At 62.6% G+C, this 16,074-nt stretch carries 20 protein-coding genes; 15 read left to right on the forward strand and 5 right to left on the reverse strand.

Annotation, left to right across the window (positions count from 1 at the left end):
• Positions 1-110: 110 nt before the first annotated feature.
• The 11 genes from ACFVSJ_RS15045 (at position 111) to ACFVSJ_RS15095 (ending at position 8,838) form a co-directional block, all read left to right on the forward strand.
• Entirely contained in the window at positions 111-794 is a 684-nt protein-coding gene (locus ACFVSJ_RS15045; protein WP_387437671.1) for a YesL family protein, read from the forward strand.
• A complete protein-coding gene (locus ACFVSJ_RS15050; RefSeq protein ID WP_387437672.1) occupies positions 787-1,014 on the forward strand; it encodes a hypothetical protein in 228 nt (75 codons plus the stop codon). Before ACFVSJ_RS15045 ends, ACFVSJ_RS15050 begins: the two co-directional genes overlap by 8 nt.
• The gene (locus tag ACFVSJ_RS15055; protein ID WP_387437673.1) at positions 1,004-2,536 is read left to right on the forward strand and encodes an extracellular solute-binding protein; all 1,533 of its coding nucleotides are present in this window, start codon (positions 1,004-1,006) and stop codon (positions 2,534-2,536) included. Before ACFVSJ_RS15050 ends, ACFVSJ_RS15055 begins: the two co-directional genes overlap by 11 nt.
• The gene (locus ACFVSJ_RS15060; RefSeq protein WP_387437674.1) at positions 2,533-3,507 is read left to right on the forward strand and encodes an ABC transporter permease; all 975 of its coding nucleotides are present in this window, start codon (positions 2,533-2,535) and stop codon (positions 3,505-3,507) included. Before ACFVSJ_RS15055 ends, ACFVSJ_RS15060 begins: the two co-directional genes overlap by 4 nt.
• On the forward strand, positions 3,507-4,379 hold the full coding sequence (locus ACFVSJ_RS15065; RefSeq protein ID WP_387437675.1) for a carbohydrate ABC transporter permease: 873 nt from the start codon (positions 3,507-3,509) through the stop codon (positions 4,377-4,379). Before ACFVSJ_RS15060 ends, ACFVSJ_RS15065 begins: the two co-directional genes overlap by 1 nt.
• Positions 4,380-4,400: 21 nt before the next feature.
• A complete protein-coding gene (locus ACFVSJ_RS15070; RefSeq protein WP_387437676.1) occupies positions 4,401-5,072 on the forward strand; it encodes a rhamnogalacturonan acetylesterase in 672 nt (223 codons plus the stop codon).
• Positions 5,069-5,770, forward strand: coding sequence for a DUF1961 family protein (locus tag ACFVSJ_RS15075; protein WP_387437677.1), 702 nt, complete (start codon positions 5,069-5,071; stop codon positions 5,768-5,770). Before ACFVSJ_RS15070 ends, ACFVSJ_RS15075 begins: the two co-directional genes overlap by 4 nt.
• Before the next feature lie 72 nt (positions 5,771-5,842).
• Positions 5,843-6,850 carry an acetylxylan esterase gene (locus tag ACFVSJ_RS15080; RefSeq protein ID WP_387437679.1) on the forward strand — a complete coding sequence of 336 codons (1,008 nt, stop codon included), beginning with the start codon at positions 5,843-5,845 and terminating at the stop codon, positions 6,848-6,850.
• A 220-nt stretch (positions 6,851-7,070) separates the two neighbouring features.
• Positions 7,071-8,201, forward strand: coding sequence for a 3-deoxy-7-phosphoheptulonate synthase (locus ACFVSJ_RS15085; protein ID WP_387437680.1), 1,131 nt, complete (start codon positions 7,071-7,073; stop codon positions 8,199-8,201).
• A 152-nt stretch (positions 8,202-8,353) separates the two neighbouring features.
• Positions 8,354-8,566, forward strand: coding sequence for a helix-turn-helix domain-containing protein (locus ACFVSJ_RS15090; protein ID WP_017199160.1), 213 nt, complete (start codon positions 8,354-8,356; stop codon positions 8,564-8,566).
• A 173-nt stretch (positions 8,567-8,739) separates the two neighbouring features.
• On the forward strand, positions 8,740-8,838 hold the full coding sequence (locus ACFVSJ_RS15095; RefSeq protein ID WP_003792170.1) for a 30S ribosomal protein bS22: 99 nt from the start codon (positions 8,740-8,742) through the stop codon (positions 8,836-8,838).
• A gap of 135 nt (positions 8,839-8,973) precedes the next feature.
• Here the strand turns inward: ACFVSJ_RS15095 and ACFVSJ_RS15100 are convergent, their stop codons facing one another.
• Together ACFVSJ_RS15100 and ACFVSJ_RS15105 are read right to left on the reverse strand one after the other, a co-directional pair.
• Positions 8,974-9,936, reverse strand: a complete 963-nt coding sequence (locus ACFVSJ_RS15100; RefSeq protein WP_387437681.1) for a DUF559 domain-containing protein — start codon at positions 9,934-9,936, stop codon at positions 8,974-8,976.
• Positions 9,937-10,088: 152 nt separating this feature from the next.
• Positions 10,089-10,904 (reverse strand): HAD family hydrolase, encoded by an 816-nt coding sequence (locus ACFVSJ_RS15105; RefSeq protein ID WP_387437682.1) that lies wholly within the window; start codon positions 10,902-10,904, stop codon positions 10,089-10,091.
• A gap of 94 nt (positions 10,905-10,998) precedes the next feature.
• On the opposite strand from ACFVSJ_RS15105, the gene ACFVSJ_RS15110 reads away from it, so the two are divergent.
• Positions 10,999-11,253 (forward strand): glutaredoxin family protein, encoded by a 255-nt coding sequence (locus ACFVSJ_RS15110; RefSeq protein WP_387437684.1) that lies wholly within the window; start codon positions 10,999-11,001, stop codon positions 11,251-11,253.
• Positions 11,254-11,329: 76 nt separating this feature from the next.
• Positions 11,330-12,037, forward strand: coding sequence for a redox-sensing transcriptional repressor Rex (locus ACFVSJ_RS15115; protein WP_387437685.1), 708 nt, complete (start codon positions 11,330-11,332; stop codon positions 12,035-12,037).
• Between the two features lie 42 nt (positions 12,038-12,079).
• Here the strand turns inward: ACFVSJ_RS15115 and ACFVSJ_RS15120 are convergent, their stop codons facing one another.
• The 3 genes from ACFVSJ_RS15120 to ACFVSJ_RS15130 all read right to left on the reverse strand — a co-directional run bounded on the left by ACFVSJ_RS15120 (position 12,080) and on the right by ACFVSJ_RS15130 (position 14,571).
• Complete coding sequence (locus tag ACFVSJ_RS15120; RefSeq protein ID WP_387437686.1) at positions 12,080-12,865, reverse strand: hypothetical protein; 786 nt, start codon at positions 12,863-12,865, stop codon at positions 12,080-12,082.
• Between the two features lie 262 nt (positions 12,866-13,127).
• Positions 13,128-13,847 carry a hypothetical protein gene (locus tag ACFVSJ_RS15125; protein ID WP_387437687.1) on the reverse strand — a complete coding sequence of 240 codons (720 nt, stop codon included), beginning with the start codon at positions 13,845-13,847 and terminating at the stop codon, positions 13,128-13,130.
• Positions 13,848-14,019: 172 nt separating this feature from the next.
• Complete coding sequence (locus ACFVSJ_RS15130) at positions 14,020-14,571, reverse strand: YceI family protein (protein ID WP_387437894.1); 552 nt, start codon at positions 14,569-14,571, stop codon at positions 14,020-14,022.
• A gap of 214 nt (positions 14,572-14,785) precedes the next feature.
• Between ACFVSJ_RS15130 and ACFVSJ_RS15135 the strand changes: the two genes are divergently transcribed.
• Both ACFVSJ_RS15135 and ACFVSJ_RS15140 read left to right on the forward strand, forming a co-directional pair.
• Positions 14,786-15,451, forward strand: coding sequence for a histidine phosphatase family protein (locus ACFVSJ_RS15135; protein ID WP_387437688.1), 666 nt, complete (start codon positions 14,786-14,788; stop codon positions 15,449-15,451).
• 9 nt (positions 15,452-15,460) lie between these two features.
• Entirely contained in the window at positions 15,461-16,069 is a 609-nt protein-coding gene (locus tag ACFVSJ_RS15140) for a TlpA family protein disulfide reductase (RefSeq protein ID WP_387437689.1), read from the forward strand.
• The last annotated feature ends 5 nt before the right edge of the window (positions 16,070-16,074 follow it).

Genomic DNA, 16,074 nt, shown 5'->3' on the forward strand with positions numbered 1-16,074 from the left:
TCACCCTTGACTCGCGTAACGGGCTCGGTCTAGATTGCGTGAAACCGTTTACTTTGAGCTGCGGCCCACCCTGGCTGCCAATTCTGCAACGATGGAGAAAGGGGAGTCCCATGGCGTCAGGCGCTTTCGGCTTCCGGGCCTACACGTTCTTCGACACACTCTTGTGGATCGCCTGCCTGAACATCCTCTGGATCGCATTCACGCTCCTGGGTGGCGTGGTCTTTGGCATCGGGCCAAGCACGGCGGCAGCCCACATCCTGGTCAGGGATAAGGTCCGGGGCGGCGCCACACCGTTGTTCCGGCGCTTCGGCAGGGAGTACTTCAGGAACTTCGGCAAGGGCAATGCGCTGGGTGTACCGGTGTTGCTGGTTGCGGCAGCGCTGTTCTTGAATTGGGGCTACTTCTCGGCGGGTCGGGATCTCGGCTCGCAGTTCGCCTCCGTGGCGGTCCTTTTGGCCATGCTGTTTGCCGCGGGGGCGGTCTGCCATCTCTTTCCGATGTTTGCCCGCTATGAATTGCCGCTGGCGCAGTACTTCCTCATGGCTTCCCGTTTCACCATGCGCCACCTGGCGGGGACCGCGGTCCTCCTGTTCGTCACTGCTGCCGCGGTTTTTGCCTGCCGCTCGGTTCCGGGCTTGCTGCCGTTCTTCGGCGTAGGAGCCTGGCTGTACGTCACGGGGTGGCTGTGCGACAGGTTCTTCACGGCAAACGACGATTCGCTGGCGGCCCCGGAATCCGGCGATCAGCCAGCCGTTCCCGCCGCCAACACCTCCAAGGAGGCCAGCCTTGCGTAACGCCCACCCCGCCAGGAGCCACATCCTGCATCGCTCCCTCGACGTCCAGGGGTTCCTCGATGCCTCAGGCAATGCCGCTGGCGTGGGCATGACTGAAACGTATCAAGACAATCAAGGCCAGCATCTATGGACCATCAAAAGGTTCCACGGAGTTCAGGCCGAAACAGAACCGACGGACACCAACCCCGCAGAAGTGGAAAAGGAACATCATGAACCGTAGAAAACCAACCCTCGCAGCCGCCGTCGTTGTTTCGGCCGCGCTGGCCCTCACAGCGTGTGGCGGAGGCGAAGCGCCGGCCGCCGACCTGAAGAGCGTCAGCATCATGGCGCCCTTCCTCGAAGCCCAGCCGCCGTCGGCCGATGGCGCTGTGCAGAAGAAGCTTGAGGAACTGACCGGCAAGGACGTCAACATCACGTGGACGCCGAACTCCTCCTATGAGGACAAGATGAACATCACCTTGGCGTCCTCTGAGATCCCGCAGGTGCTGGTGGTCCAGAGCAAGTCGCCCGGCTTCGTGAAGAATGCAGAGGCTGGAGCCTTCTGGGACCTCACCGACAAGCTCAAGGACTACCCGAACCTCAAGACCACGTTCCCGGAAGTGGAACAGAATGCCAGCGTCAACGGCAAGGTGTATGGCGTGTTCCGGGCCCGCAACCCGATCCGTGCGGCGGTCATGTTCCGCCAGGACTGGCTGGACAAATTGGGCCTCAAGGCACCCGAAACGGTCGAGGACCTCTACAAAGTGGCCAAAGCCTTCACCGAACAGGATCCTGACGGCAACGGCCAGAACGATACCTACGGCATCACCATCCCGAAGTGGGGCGCACTGGGTACCAACAGCCCCTACGACATGATCGAAACGTGGTTCGGGGCGGGCAACCGCTGGACCGAACGTGACGGCAAGCTGGTGCCGAGCTTCGAAACGGACGAGTTCCTTGAAGCCGACCGTTTCATCAAGAAGATGGTTGATGAGAAGCTCATCAACCCGGACTTCGCTACCTTCGACGGCACCAAGTGGAACGAGCCGTTCTTCAACGGCAAGGGCGGCATCATCGTGGACGTCGATTCCCGCGTCAGCGTGCTGATCAACCTCTTCAAGCAGGCCAACCCGAATGACTTCCAGAACAAGGTGGGCTTCGTTGGCAGCCTCAAGGGTCCCGACGGAGAGCTGCACGCCCACCCCACCGACGGCTACTCGGGCTTCCTGGCCATCCCCAAGTCCAGCGTCCGCACCGAAGGTGAGCTCAAGAACGTGCTGCAGTTCCTGGACAAGATGAACAGCAAGGAAGTTGCTGTGCTGCTGAACAACGGCATCGAAGGCGTCAACTTTACGGTGGACAACAACCTCGCCGCCACCATCAAGCCCGAGACCCCCGAGGGCAAGGTGGTCAACACAGACATCAAGAGTTACGCCCAGCTGGGTACCAACGTCACGGGCAACAACTTCTACGCCGTCAAGCAGCCTTCCGAGTATGAGCAGAAGGTCTTCGACGATCGCGTAAAGGTCATGGCCGAGGACGTCAAGAGCGCCGTGTACAACCCGGCGGCTGCCTTCGTTTCGCCCACCTACGTCGCCAAGGGTGCACAGTTGGACAACATCGTGGCCGATGCCAGGATCAAGTACCTAGCCGGGCAGATCGACGAGCAAGGCCTGAAGGACGCCATCAAGCTGTGGAACACCAGCGGCGGTGACAAGGTCAAGGAAGAAATCAACAAGCTCTGGCAGGACAACAAGAAGTGACAGCGCCGGTTGTTGACGCCAAAGCTCCGGAGCGGGCGGCCACGCAGCCGCCCGCCCCGGCGCGGCGGCGCGGTTTCGCCGTCCACTTCGCGCACTACAAGTGGCTCTACCTGCTCCTGCTGCCGGGAGTTCTGTACTTCGCGATCTTCCGCTACGGACCCATGTACGGGGTGTCCATCGCGTTCAAGGACTACGTTCCCTTCCTGGGCGTCAACGGCAGCCCGTGGGTGGGCGTCACGAACTTCACGGATTTCTTCGCGAACCCGGATTTCCCGCGGCTCCTTGGCAACACCCTGATCCTTGCCTTCCTGAACCTGGGCATCGCCTTCCCGCTGACCATTGTGTTGGCCCTGCTGCTCAACGAAGTCCGGCTTTCGATCCTGAAGCGCACCGTCCAGACGCTTGTGTACATTCCGCACTTCCTGTCCTGGACCATCGTGGCCTCGCTGAGCTTCCTTCTCTTTGCCCTGGACATCGGCCCGCTGTTCCAGTTCGTCAATGGCCTGTTCGGCACCAACATCGACATCCTCTCGGATCCGAACTGGTTCCGGCCGTTGATCGTGCTCCAGGAAATCTGGAAGAACACCGGATGGGGAACCATCATCTTCCTCGCGGCCTTGGCCACCGTTGACCAGGACCAGTACGAGGCCGCGATCATCGACGGAGCGGGAAGGTTCCGCAGGGTCTGGCATATCACCCTGCCCGGAATCCGCTCCACGATCATCGTGATGCTCATCCTGGCGATCGGACAGATGCTGAATACCGGATTCGAGCAGATCTACCTCATGACCAACGCACTCAACCGCAGCGTGGCCGACGTCTTCGATACCTACGTGTACTTCGTGGGCATCACCCAAGGCGCATACAGCTACAGCACCGCCGTCGGGCTTTTCAAGTCCCTGGTGGGCATCGTGCTGATCTTCGGCACCAACTGGCTGTCCAAGCGCTTCAACCAGAGCGGACTGTTCTAATGAAGATTCACAACACCCGCGGCGGCCGGATCTTCGACGCTGCCAACTACGTGTTCCTGGCCCTGATCGGGGTCATCACCCTGCTGCCGTTCGTGTACGTCATGGCCGGGTCCTTCGCCACCGAAGCGGAGATCACGCGCCGGCCGTTCTTCATCTGGCCCGAGCAATTCAGCCTCGGTTCCTATGAGTACATCTTCTCCACGCCGGCCTTCACCAAGGCCCTGCTCACGACGGTGCTGGTCACGCTGGTGGGCACGCTGATCCAGTTGCTGCTCACGGTGACCATGGCCTACCCCCTGGCGAAGCGCGGGCTCCGGGGCCGGAAGTTGATCCTCTCCCTGGTGGTCTTCGCGATGGTCTTCTCCGGCGGCATGATCCCCACGTTCCTGCTGGTCAAGGACCTTGGCCTGCTGAACACGTACTGGGCGCTCATCCTGCCGGCGGCGATCAACCCGTTCAGCCTGATCATCATCAAGAACTTCTTCCAGGAGCTTCCGGCGGAGCTGGAGGAATCGGCCAAGATGGACGGTGCCACGGAAATCGGGATCCTTTGGCGCATCCTGCTGCCGCTGTCCAAACCGGTGCTGGCCACCTTTGCGCTGTTCTACGCCGTGGGCATCTGGAACGACTTCATGTCCCCTCTGCTGTACCTGAGTGACAACAACATGTGGACCCTGCAGATGTACCTCCGCCAAGTCACGGCGGCGTCAGACCTGCTCGGCACCGGCAACGTTGACCCGACGTACATTCCGCCGGAACAAGGCGTGAAGTTTGCCGTGATCGTCGTGGCCACCCTGCCCATCCTCATCTTCTACCCCTTCCTCCAGAAGCACTTCGCCAAGGGAATGCTGATCGGTTCCGTCAAGGGCTGAGACCACAGACAAGGACAAACCATGAAAATCCTCCTCGCGGGCGACTCCACTGTGGCCGCCTGCCCCAGCTACGAATATCCGATGAGCGGCTGGGGTGCGCACTTGGCGCCCGAAACGTACTGGTGGGCTGCCGTCCACAACTACGCCAAGGGTGGTGCCACCACGGAATCGTTCCGCGAGGAAGGTCTCTGGCACCAGCTGCTGCACCAGGTTGGCCAAGGGGACCTCGTCCTGATCCAGTTCGGCCACAACGACCAGAAGCGTGCGCACCTGGCGGCCCGGGCAGGGTACGCGGAGAACCTCAAGCGCATGATCGCTGAAGTGCGCTCGAAGGGCGGGATGCCGATTCTTTGTACTTCGGTGGAACGCCGGCACTTTGCGTCCGGTGTGCTGGAGCAGACGCTCGGTGAGTTTCCCGCCGTCGTGCGTGAACTCGGAGGCGAGCTGGGACTGGACATCATCGACCTCAACGAGTGGACCCGCGCCTTGTACCAGGATCTTGGGGAGGAGCGCTCCAAGGAACTGTTCTTCCATTTCGCGCCCGGCGAGCACGCCCATTGGGTGGGCGGCTTGGAGGACAACACGCATTTCCATGAGAAGGGTGCGCGCCTCATTGCTGCCCACGTGGCCGCGCAACTGGAGTCCCTGGGTTACGGTCTGGCCGCCACGGTGAGCGCGGGAGTGCGCGCTTGATCTACGCCAACCCCCTGCGCGGACCCGAGGATGTGGCCACCTGGGTGCCCGAGGGGCCGGTTCTGTTCGGAACGTACGACGACGGCGGCCCGGGGGCGGCTCCGGCGGTGGACGGCGGTGCCGCCTTGGCAGGGGGAGGGGCCCTGCTGCTTTCGGGCTCGCTCGATGCAGAGGAGTACGGCGATCACGCCCACTGGACGCTGTGGTGCCCGGAGAAGCTACCGGATCGCGTCCGGATCAGCTGGGAGTTCCGGCCTGTGGAAGAACCGGGCCTGGCCATGGTGTTTTTCTCGGCCCGCGGCCATGGCGGCGAGGACCTGTTCTCGTCGTCTTTGGCGCCACGGACCGGGCACTACCCGCAGTACCATTCCGGGGAGCTGGACGCCCTCCATGTCTCCTACTTCCGCCACAAGTACGCCACGGAGCGGGCGTTCAGGACCTGCAATCTCCGCAAGAGTGCCGGATTCGAGCTCGTCGCCCAAGGGGCAGATCCTTTGCCGCCCGCGGACGACGCCGATGGCTTCTACCGGATGGAAGTGGTCAAGGACGGACCGCGGGTAGCCTTCGCCATCAACGGACTGCCCCTGTTCGACTGGGAGGATCCCAGCGATGAGCCACTTGGCGGCGGCTACTTTGGCATCCGGCAGATGGCTCCGCTTGTGGCGGCCTACCGAAACCTGGTTGTTGAAGCGCTGTGACAGGCACCACGCGCCTATGACGTAGGATGTCCTCACCTTCCATAATTCCCACTCCTGACCCTGGAACGGACCATGCCTCTCTTCGACCTTCCCCTGGAACAGCTCCGCGACTACACCTCCAGCGCCGTCCCGCCTGCCGACCTCGACGCCTTTTGGGACCGGACCATCGCCGAAGTCCGGGCGCTCCCGCTCGATCCGGTCTTCGAACCCGTGGACAACTACCTGGGAGTCATCGACACCTTCGATGTCACCTTCTCCGGCTTCGGCGGCGATCGAATCAAGGGGTGGCTGCACCTGCCGTCGCGCCTTGAGGCCGGACAGCAGCTTCCCGTGTTGGTGGAGTACATCGGCTACTCCGGCGGCCGCGGCTTGGTCAACCAGAACACCCGCTGGGCGCAGGCCGGCTACGCGCATTTCATCATGGACACCCGCGGCCAGGGCTACGGCGGCGTCTCCGGAGACACGCCGGACCCGCATCCCTCGGCCGGTGGCGTTGCGTTTGCGGGACTCATGACCCGAGGCGCCGATCACCAGGACGACTACTACTTTCGCCGGGTCTACGTGGACGCCTTCCGTGCGGTAGAAGCGGCGCAGAGCCATCCCGCCGTCGACCGTTCCAAAGTGGTGCTGGCAGGAATCAGCCAGGGCGGCGGCATTACTGTCGCCACGGCGGGACTCGCCGCCGGAAGGCTCGACGGCGTCATCGCCGCGCTGCCCGACGTTCCCTTCCTGCAGGACTTTCCCCGGGCGATCGACATCGCGCCGCGGGGTCCCTACCCGGAGATCGCCTCGTTCCTGGGGCGGCACCGGGACCGCTATGAGGCCATGCTCGCGGTGCTGAACTACTTCGATGGCGTCCACCTCGGCCGCGCGGCAACGGTTCCCGCGCTGTTCTCCGCCGCCCAGATGGACGATATTTGCCCGCCCTCCACGGTATTCGCGAGCTACAACAACTACGGCGCCCTTGGCGGATCCCCGGAGAAAGACATCGAGGTGTACCGCTTCAACAACCACGAGGGCGGACAGGAGCACCACTGGATCAAGCAACTCCAGTTCCTGCGCAAGCTGCTGTCATCATGACGGACACGATTTGCCGGGTGTGAACCTGCGCGGTTATGGTGTGGCTATGACTAAGCGTTGGTATGCGTATTTTTCGTTGGCTCTGGAGGGGCCCGCGTCTAACTGACACGCATCCAACTTTCCTTCAGAGCCAACAGGGCAGAGATGATTCTCTGCCCTTCGCCATATCCGGCGGGTTCTGAAAAGGGGCCCGCTCCGTTTCCCGGACAGGACCCAGAAAATGACCAGCATCGCCCCCGAATCCTCGTTGACCTCGGACAACGCCCAGCCCGCAACCTCCAATCTGCGGGTTGCACGCTTCGAGCCGCTTCCGGCGCCCCAAGAGCTCATCGCAGAGTTGCCGTTGGACGCCCGCTCGGCTGCCGTCGTCGACCGTGGCCGTGACCAGGTCCGGGCCATCATGGACGGGGTGGACGACCGCCTCCTGGTGATCGTCGGTCCGTGCTCCATCCACGATCCCAAGGCAGGACTTGAGTACGCCCGCCGCTTGGTCAGCCAGGCCGAGAAGCACAAGGAAGACCTGCTGGTGGTCATGCGCACCTACTTCGAAAAGCCGCGGACCACGGTTGGCTGGAAGGGCCTCATCAACGATCCCCACCTGGACGGCAGCCACGACATCGCGGCCGGACTGCGTGCCGCCCGCGGCTTCCTGAAGCAGGTCACTTCGCTGGGGTTGCCCACCGCTACTGAGTTCCTGGAGCCCATTAGCCCGCAGTACATGGCAGACCTCGTCTCCTGGGGTGCGATCGGGGCCCGCACCACCGAGAGCCAGATCCACCGCCAGCTCGCCTCGGGCCTGTCCATGCCCATTGGTTTCAAGAACGGAACCGACGGCGACCTCCAGGTGGCCATCGACGCGTGCGGCGCCTCTGCCGCTGAGCAAGCCTTCCTGGGAATCGACGACGACGGCCGGGCGGCTTTGGTGGCGACGGCCGGCAACCCGGACACCCACGTGATCCTCCGTGGTGGTCGCAAGGGCCCGAACTACTCTGCCGCCGACGTTGCCGCGGCCTCGTCGAAGCTTGCCGGGAAGGGACTCAACCCGCGCCTCATTGTTGATGCCAGCCACGCCAACAGCGGTAAGAGCCACCATCGCCAGGCTGAAGTTGCCCTGGAAATCGGTGCCCAACTCGAGGGAGGTGCTTCTTCCCCCATCGCTGGCGTGATGCTGGAGAGCTTCCTGGTAGGTGGCGCCCAGAACCTGGACGTTGCCAAGCAGCTGGCGGGGGAGCAGGAACTGGTTTACGGGCAGAGCGTTACGGATGCCTGCATGGAGTGGGACGTCACCGCGTCCGTGCTTGAGCAGCTCGCCGCCTCGGCCCGGAAGCGCCGTCTGGCAACGGCTGGGTAGGACCCGGAGTAGGGTCCCACTTCCGCGGAAACACTTTCACATTGGCCCCATCAGCCACTAGAGTATCCAGCACATGGTTGTTTGATGGCTCAGCATCTGCACACCGTTCTACTGGGGGTGTCTTACTGTCTGAGAGCAAAGGAATATGGGAAATGTCCGCAGAGACTAACTTCTCGAACGCGCGTTTCATGACGGTGGCTGAAGTAGCTGACGTCTTGCGCGTTTCCAAAATGACCGTGTACCGACTGGTTCACTCAGGGGAAATGCCCGCCGTCAGGTTCGGCCGATCCTTCCGGGTTCCGGAGGAAGCCGTTGCCCAGTACCTCAAAGGTGCCGTGGTGGACGGACAATCGGAGACCGCCTGAGGCCTGCCAACGTCCGCTTCGCGGTCAGTGGTCATTGGGTGCCCCTGTGAAGCGGTACCCTGTTAAGGAACGTTTTACGTCATTGTAAGAATCTGTCAGTTGTACTGTCTGCTGCTTTGTCCGCGGATCCGTTCCAACAGACAGGACCTTCATCTAGTTTGTAAGGAACTTTCGTGGGTTCAGTTATCAAGAAGCGCCGCAAGCGTATGGCCAAGAAGAAGCACCGTAAGCTGCTTCGCAAGACCCGCCACCAGCGCCGCAATAAGAAGTAGAGATACTTCGCCAAGCGTGAATGCCCGTTGCCTCCAAGGCGGCGGGCATTTTTGCACCCCCGGACCCTCTCTCACGAAAGCACCCCTTCCCCGGGTCGCTCTCTCACGAAAGCACCCCTTCCCCGGGTCGCTCTCTCACCTGTCTGGCGCGAAACCTGACGCCACCGCAGGGTCCACCCAGCCGTTCCGCAGGGCCCTCTTGATCTTCACTATCGCCTTGGCGAAGCCGTCCACCAGGTCGTCCTTTCCGAAGATCAGGACTGTCCAACCTGCCGTTGAGAAGGCCTTGTCACGGCGCCGATCGCTGAAGAACTGTTCCTCCTCAAGGTGATGTCCGCCGTCGTACTGAATTGCCAAGCGCCGCGCGCGAAAGCCGAGGTCCGCGGATGGAGAGAACGGATCGTCAACCCGGAGCCGGATCTGCAGCTCGGGTTCGGGAAGCCCAGCGTCGAACAGGGCCAGACGCAGCATCGACTCTGGCGCCGAGTCGGCGCCGACTCGCATCAAATCAAGGGCTTCGCGGGCCCGGACAACGCCTTGGAGGTTCTTGTGCCGGTCCAGCATCTTCCGCAGTGCATCAATTGAAGTGAACGGCGTTTCGCGTCCTTCAAACTCTGGTCGCGGTATTCGAATGAGCTGGTCACCGACGCAGACCAGATCCGGTAGCGGCAGGCGGCGTGCCAAGTCCAGCCACGTCCTGGAGCGGGTGCTCATCCACATACCTTGGGTGAACTCGATTTCGGAGTCGTCGACCACCACCGTGTGTCCGATGATGCCGCGTCGCCGTGCCGAGGGGAGTTTCCTTGGCTTGCTGAGGTGCAGTTCATTCGAGTCGGCAAGCCACGGAGGAAGGAATAGGCCGTGGAGCCGGGCGGCCGTCACATGAGAGATCCATGCGCCAGGACTCGCGGCTGAGAGCGACCGGGCAGCTTCCGCGAGATCGAAGTCCCAGCCTGCCGGACGGTAGATTCCCTTGCTGACACTCTCGATAGCGATTCGCCTATTGAGCTGCCCATGTTCCAGGCCCGCAGCCCTGGCATCTTCGAGCGTAAACGGAGCAGAAGCCAACAAGGCAGGTACGGGCAGCGGTTTTTGCATATGGGCATTGTTGCCCAGGAAGGCCCTCGGGTGCAGAAGTTATCCACAGGCTGCCAGCGCCGGACTCGCAACGGTGAGCGAGGGTTCGCGGGAAGGGGGTGTTTGGTGGGAGAGGGTTCGCGGGAAGGGGTGGTTTGGTGGGAGAGCGTCCGTTAGCGGGGGGTGCGGAAGCGACTGAATCCGCGCCACAGGCCGTAGATGGCTCCGCCAACGGTGGCAGCCTTGAGGCCCAAGGTTGCAGCGCGGCGGCCTGAGCGGAAGTCATACACCGGCCAGTTGTTCTCACGCGCGTGCTTCCGCAGGCGGGCATCGGGGTTGATGACCACAGGGTGGCCAACCAGCGTGAGCAAGGGGATATCGTTCGCGGAATCGCTGTACGCCCAGCAATGGTCGAGGTCCAGGCCCTCGCGATCTGCCACGAGTTGGACGGCCACTGCCTTGGCCGGGCCGTGCAGGATGTCGCCGACGAGCCTGCCCGTGTACATGCCGTCCTCAATCTCGCCCACGGTTCCCAACGCACCGGTCAAACCAAGCCGTGTGGAGATGACGGTGGCCACCTCGATGGGCGTTGCCGTAACAAGCCACACTTTGCGGCCAACGCGCAGGTGTTGTTCGGCCAAAGCCTTGGTGCCCGGCCAGATCCGCGACTCGATCATTTCGTCGTAGACCTCTTCGCCGAGGGCTTTGATGTCGTCGACGGAAATACCCGCGGCCAGGGTCAGCGCGGAGTCGCGGACCGCGTGGACATCCTCCATGTTCTCGCCACGCATGACGAACTTGAACTGCTTCCACGCGAAGCCCGCGGCCTGGGACAGCGTGAAGGCCTTGCGTTCGTACATTTTGCGCGCCACGTGGAAGAGGCTCGCGCCCTTCATCAGGGTGTTGTCGACGTCGAAGAAAGCAGCTTCGCCGGTGTGCTGCGGCACTTTGGCGTCTGCGAGCACAGCGGCGTTCTTCTCGTCGGGCATGCCTTGAGTCTAGTCAATCGCAGGTGTCTCGCGCTTCGCACGTCACGGACGGACACCGCATGGGCGCTGCCCGTGCAGCCGGTAACGTTGAGACATGCCTCTTCCCGACGTCGTCCTCCTCACCAAAGCTGACTGCCACCTGTGCACCGCGGCGCGTGCCGCCGTCGAGCGCGTCACCTCAGGCTTGGGCGTGCAGTGGAGCGAAACATCGATCGACGACGACGCGGCCCTCCGCGAGCGGTACGCCGAGGAGATTCCCGTGCTCTTGGTGGACGGCGTACAGCGCGACTTCTGGACTATCGATGAGCAGCGCCTCACGCGTATTTTGAAGAAGGCTTTGGACGGTTAAGGCCACCGCACGCGGAACGCAATGCCTTTTTGTTGAGCCCGGTCAAGGGCCATAGAGTGGAACAACAAGCGACGCAATGGAGAAAACCGTGACTGCGCTGGAACCGTCACCGGAAGCAACAACCGGGGACAACGAACCTGCCGCCAAGCAGATCCCGCCCGCGGCTGTGGCCCGGATGACCCTCTATTTGCGTGCGCTCAACTCCCTCTTGGCCGAGGGCGTGGAACGGGTTTCCTCGGATGCGCTGGCCGAGGCCTCGGGCGTCAGTTCATCAACGCTGCGCAAGGACCTTTCCTACGTCGGATCATACGGAACCCGGGGCGTCGGCTACGAGGTCCAGTACTTGAGCCGCCACATTGCGGCCGCCTTGGGGCTGACGCACGACTGGAAAGTGGCAATCGTCGGCGCCGGTAACCTTGGCAAAGCGCTGGCCCGGTACGGCGGCTTCGAGTCCAGGGGCTTCGACGTCGTGGCGATTTTCGACGCCGACCCCATGGTGATCGGCAACGAGGTTGGCTGGCTCCGCGTCAGCGACTCGGCCGAACTTGAACGTGTATTGGAGCGCACGCACACCAATATGGTGGTGCTGGCCCTGCCCGCAACCGTTGCCCAGGAAGTCTGCGACCGTGTGATCGGGGCCGGCATCCGCAGCATCCTCAGCTTCGCTCCGGTACTCCTGCAGGTGCCCCCGCACGTCAACCTTCGCAAGGTGGACATGGCCACCGAGTTGCAGATCCTTGCCTATCACGCGCAACGGGCGCAGACGCCGGGCCAGGCCGTTTAGCCTTCGCCGGGTCCACGCCCGCTGATCAGTTCCTTCCGCGGTTCAGCGGCCGTACGGGTTCTGGTACGGGTTGCCGAAGGCCTGCTGCTTGCGGAAGTACGGTGCCGATGCCGGCAGGTACAGCAGGACGATCGCCGCTACTCCCAGCAAGATGGTGATGGTGCCGAGCCCGATCTGCGTCAAGCCCAGGAGCGAGATCGCGGCCAGGACGGTTCCCAGGATCCTTGCCCAGTTCTTGCCTTGGCGAACCTTGAAGGCAACCAAGGCGTAAAGCCCGGCCATGATGAGGGAAATAATCACGACGGACGTAACTGCGACGCCCACAATGCTGCTCACGGAAATTCCCGCGCCCTGCGATCCCTGTTGCTGCAGGGCCTGCTCGATCATCTCCTGGCCCTCGCTGGAGTTGAGCAAAGCGATGGTCAGCGGGATCCCGACCAACGTCAGGACGCCAGCTGCGAGGATCATCCAGAACGAGACGTTGACCAATTGCGGAACAGTGCTGGGGCCCGGCTGCTGGCTTGGCCAATTGGTGTCCTGGCCATACTGCGGGGCGGCCTGGCCGTAGGGGGAGCCCTGCTGCTGGCCATACGGTGTGGTCTGTTGTCCGAACTGAGGGGCCTGCTGCCCATACTGCGGCGCGGACTGCTGCCCGTACTGGGGAGCGTTGGGTTGCGACTGCTGCCCGTACTGTGGCGCGGACGGCTGGCCGTACTGCGGAGCGTTGGGTTCGGACTGCTGGCCGTATTGCGGTGCCGAAGGCTGGGACCCCTGCTGCTCCGGAGTGGAGTCGCCCGGGTTTGACGGCGGGTAGGGAGGGTTGCTCATGGCATTCCTTTGCTTGTTCGACTGCTGCACGGCTGCTGGGACCAACAAGACAAAGTGCCCCCAGCGTGGTTCTGAGTCCACCGTACCCCCAGCCTCCCGGCGGTATGGGGGATCACACGCAGGAATTTCCCGTGATTGGAGAAATCATCATGCAGGCGTACATGCCCGTACGCCTGCATGATGAAGGCCGCGGGTCCCGGGGGACGTCCGCGGCCTTCTGCGGCGCCGTGGCAATGCACGACGGCGATACTTGCGTTTTGCGTCAGGCGGTGCCCTTGACGGCCTTGAACCAGAGCTGCGAGTTCGGGAGCCACATGAGGACTACGGCCACCAGGCTGACGGTGAAGCCGAACCAGTTGCTGCCAAGGCCTGCGCTGGGACCGCCCATGTTGATGGAGCCGAAGATGGCGAGCAGCAGTGACACGGCTGCAAGCACCGTGAGGGCCAGGCGTGCCCACTCCTTGCCTTCCTTCATCTTCATTGCCAGCACAACCTGGGCCGCGGCGACGGCGAGGGTGATGATGAGCAGGATCAGCGCGACTGCCGCCAACCCGGGAATGAAGGCGAAGGCCGCGACGATGGCGAAGAGCCCAATCAAGCCGAAGAGCAAGCCGAGGAGTCCGGAGATCACCCAGATGAAGTAGGACACCTTCAGTTCGATGGGCAGCCCCTGGACCTTGAAGATGCCGGAGAATCCGCCTTGGGGAAGGACGTCGTTGAAGTTGCGGGGTCCGTCGGTGGGCATTTCGAAGTGGAAACCACCCTGCTGGCCTTGCCCAGGCTGGCCGGGGACTGGCTGCTGGTATTGCGGCTGCTGGTACTGGCCTGGCTGCTGGTACTGGCCCGGCTGCGACGGCGGCTGGTAGCCCTGGGGTGGTTGGTAGCCCTGCGGAGGCTGGTAACCCGCAGGAGGAACATTGCCGGGCTGCTGTGGCTCGGAGCCGGGCTGCTGAGGCTGTGGTGCTTCGTCTGGGTTACTCATGGCATCACTGTAGACCGCGGGTTGAAGGTTGCATAGGAAATTTGGGGCCAACAGGCAGCCAAATACGGGGTGTTTTCCGAACAATGGACGGGTGGCTTCGGGTGATGCGAAACGGCGCCCCCGCACCGTGATGGTGGGCAGGGGCGCCGTCCGTCGGGCAGCAGCGAAAAAACTAGGCAGCAGCCGGTGCGATGAAGGCGAGTTCGAGGTTGATCACTACCTTGTCGCTGACCAGGACGCCGCCGGCTTCCAGGACGGCGTTCCAGGTAAGGCCGAACTCCTTGCGGCTGATGGTGGTTTCACCGGAGACGCCTGCACGGGTGTTGCCGAACGGGTCCACTGCCACACCGTTGAATTCGGTCTCGATGGCAACTTCCTTGGTGACTCCCTTGATGGTGAGATCGCCCACGAGGTCGAAGCTGTCACCGTTGGCCTTGACGTGGCGGGAAACGAAGGTGATTTCCGGGAACTTCTCCACGTCGAAGAAGTCCTCGCCCTTGACGTGGCCGTCGCGGTTGACGTCGCCGGAATCGAAGCTGGCAGTCTGGATGGTGGCGGTGACCTTGGAATCCGTCAGCGTTTCGCCGACTTCCAGGGTGGCGGATGCGTCCTTGAACTGGCCGCGGACCTTGCTGATGCCGGCGTGGCGGACGGTGAAGCCGATCTCGCTGTGGGAAGCGTCGAGGGTCCAGGTGCCGGTGGTGACGTTGGCGGGAAGGGTCATCATGGTGTTGCTCCTATGGGTAGGGGTGGATCGTTGGGCTTACCCGGTCGACTGGACAAGCTCTTTACTTGAAGCGTCAACCGAGCTTCGTGACTAGTATAAACATGCATATGCATCTTTTATTCCAACTTGCCGGAACATTTTGGGAAAACTTTGAGTTCTACTAGCGGTAGAAGATTTCAGATCGCCCCGCATCTTTGAGAAACTGGTAAACATGCCCCAAGCAACTGTCCATCTGCTTCGCCATGGCGAGGTCCATAACCCCGATGGCGTCCTGTATGGCCGGCTGCCTGAATTCCACCTCTCCGAGCGGGGCCGGGAGATGGCCCGCATGCTGGCCGAGCACTTTGTGGTGCGCGCCGAGCAGGGCGCCAGGATTGTCCACCTGGTGGCATCGCCGCTGACGCGTGCCCAGGAAACAGCCCAACCAACGGCTGAGGCGATGGGACTGGAAATCACCACGGATCCCCGCATTATCGAAGCCGAGAACCACTTCGAGGGCCTGCATCCTACGCGCAGCGAGTTCCTGAAACCCAAACACTGGTACTACTTCCGCAATCCACTGCGGCCTTCCTGGGGCGAGCCCTACAAGGAGCAGGCTGCCCGCGTCATCGCCGCAGTCCAGGACGCCCGTCTCAAAGCCATCGAGCTCGGCGGCGACGGAGCGGAAGCCATCCTCGTCAGCCACCAGTTGCCCATTTGGGCCACCCGGCTGTCAGCGGAAGGCCGCAGCCTGGCGCACGATCCGCGAAAGCGTGAGTGCACTTTGGCGTCCCTCACCTCACTGGTTTTCGACGACGATGGCAAGGTTACCCGCGTCGACTACAGCGAACCGGCCGCCGTACTCCTGCCCGGTGCCGCCAGCACGCCGGGAGCATGAAAGCGAACCATGGATAAGAAGAACATCTCGCGTCGAGGCGCAATCACCGCCGGCGGGGTCCTGCTGGCCGGACTCACCATGGGACTCTCGGCCTGCGCCCAGCCGGATTCCCTCGCTGACCAAGCCCGTAAAGGCGACAACAAGAACTACGTCGCGGGCGACGGATCGGTGACCGAGTTCGCGAAGGCCGATCGCAGCGCACCGGTGGCACTCAAGGGCACCTTGTTCGACGGAACCGCTGTAACTCCGGACGTCCTCAAGGGAAAGGTGACGGTCCTGAACTTCTGGTTCGCCGCCTGTGCCCCTTGCCGTGTTGAAGCTCCGCAGTTGGAGGCCCTCCATCAGGAGTTCAAGGACCAGGGCGTGCAGTTCTTCGGTGTCAACCTTCGCGACGAAAAGGCGACCGCCGAAGCCTTCGACAAGACTTTCAACCTCACGTACCCGAGCTTCAATGACAAGGACGGCGCCGTACTGCTGTCAGTGTCCGGCATCGTTCCGCCAAACGCAGTGCCCACCACCCTTGTGCTGGACAAGGACGGCAAGGTTGCCTCCCGCGTGCTGGGCGAGATCGAAAAGAGCACCTTGAAGGCCCTCATCACGTCCGCAGTGGCCGAGTAACAACC

The sequence above is a fragment of the Paenarthrobacter sp. NPDC058040 genome (assembly GCF_042885775.1).
GTDB lineage: Bacteria > Actinomycetota > Actinomycetes > Actinomycetales > Micrococcaceae > Arthrobacter.

What these genes read in the sequence shown, in the direction of transcription:
- ACFVSJ_RS15140 (WP_387437689.1), top strand. Translation starts at nt 15,461, where the DNA reads ATGGATAAGAAGAACATCTCGCGTCGAGGCGCAATCACCGCCGGCGGG.
- ACFVSJ_RS15130 (WP_387437894.1), bottom strand. Translation starts at nt 14,571, where the DNA reads ATGACCCTTCCCGCCAACGTCACCACCGGCACCTGGACCCTCGACGCT.
- ACFVSJ_RS15090 (WP_017199160.1), top strand. Translation starts at nt 8,354, where the DNA reads ATGTCCGCAGAGACTAACTTCTCGAACGCGCGTTTCATGACGGTGGCT.
- ACFVSJ_RS15100 (WP_387437681.1), bottom strand. Translation starts at nt 9,936, where the DNA reads ATGCAAAAACCGCTGCCCGTACCTGCCTTGTTGGCTTCTGCTCCGTTT.
- ACFVSJ_RS15120 (WP_387437686.1), bottom strand. Translation starts at nt 12,865, where the DNA reads ATGAGCAACCCTCCCTACCCGCCGTCAAACCCGGGCGACTCCACTCCG.
- ACFVSJ_RS15065 (WP_387437675.1), top strand. Translation starts at nt 3,507, where the DNA reads ATGAAGATTCACAACACCCGCGGCGGCCGGATCTTCGACGCTGCCAAC.
- ACFVSJ_RS15135 (WP_387437688.1), top strand. Translation starts at nt 14,786, where the DNA reads ATGCCCCAAGCAACTGTCCATCTGCTTCGCCATGGCGAGGTCCATAAC.
- ACFVSJ_RS15080 (WP_387437679.1), top strand. Translation starts at nt 5,843, where the DNA reads ATGCCTCTCTTCGACCTTCCCCTGGAACAGCTCCGCGACTACACCTCC.
- ACFVSJ_RS15110 (WP_387437684.1), top strand. Translation starts at nt 10,999, where the DNA reads ATGCCTCTTCCCGACGTCGTCCTCCTCACCAAAGCTGACTGCCACCTG.
- ACFVSJ_RS15115 (WP_387437685.1), top strand. Translation starts at nt 11,330, where the DNA reads ATGGAGAAAACCGTGACTGCGCTGGAACCGTCACCGGAAGCAACAACC.
- ACFVSJ_RS15085 (WP_387437680.1), top strand. Translation starts at nt 7,071, where the DNA reads ATGACCAGCATCGCCCCCGAATCCTCGTTGACCTCGGACAACGCCCAG.
- ACFVSJ_RS15070 (WP_387437676.1), top strand. Translation starts at nt 4,401, where the DNA reads ATGAAAATCCTCCTCGCGGGCGACTCCACTGTGGCCGCCTGCCCCAGC.
- ACFVSJ_RS15125 (WP_387437687.1), bottom strand. Translation starts at nt 13,847, where the DNA reads ATGAGTAACCCAGACGAAGCACCACAGCCTCAGCAGCCCGGCTCCGAG.
- ACFVSJ_RS15045 (WP_387437671.1), top strand. Translation starts at nt 111, where the DNA reads ATGGCGTCAGGCGCTTTCGGCTTCCGGGCCTACACGTTCTTCGACACA.
- ACFVSJ_RS15105 (WP_387437682.1), bottom strand. Translation starts at nt 10,904, where the DNA reads ATGCCCGACGAGAAGAACGCCGCTGTGCTCGCAGACGCCAAAGTGCCG.
- ACFVSJ_RS15055 (WP_387437673.1), top strand. Translation starts at nt 1,004, where the DNA reads ATGAACCGTAGAAAACCAACCCTCGCAGCCGCCGTCGTTGTTTCGGCC.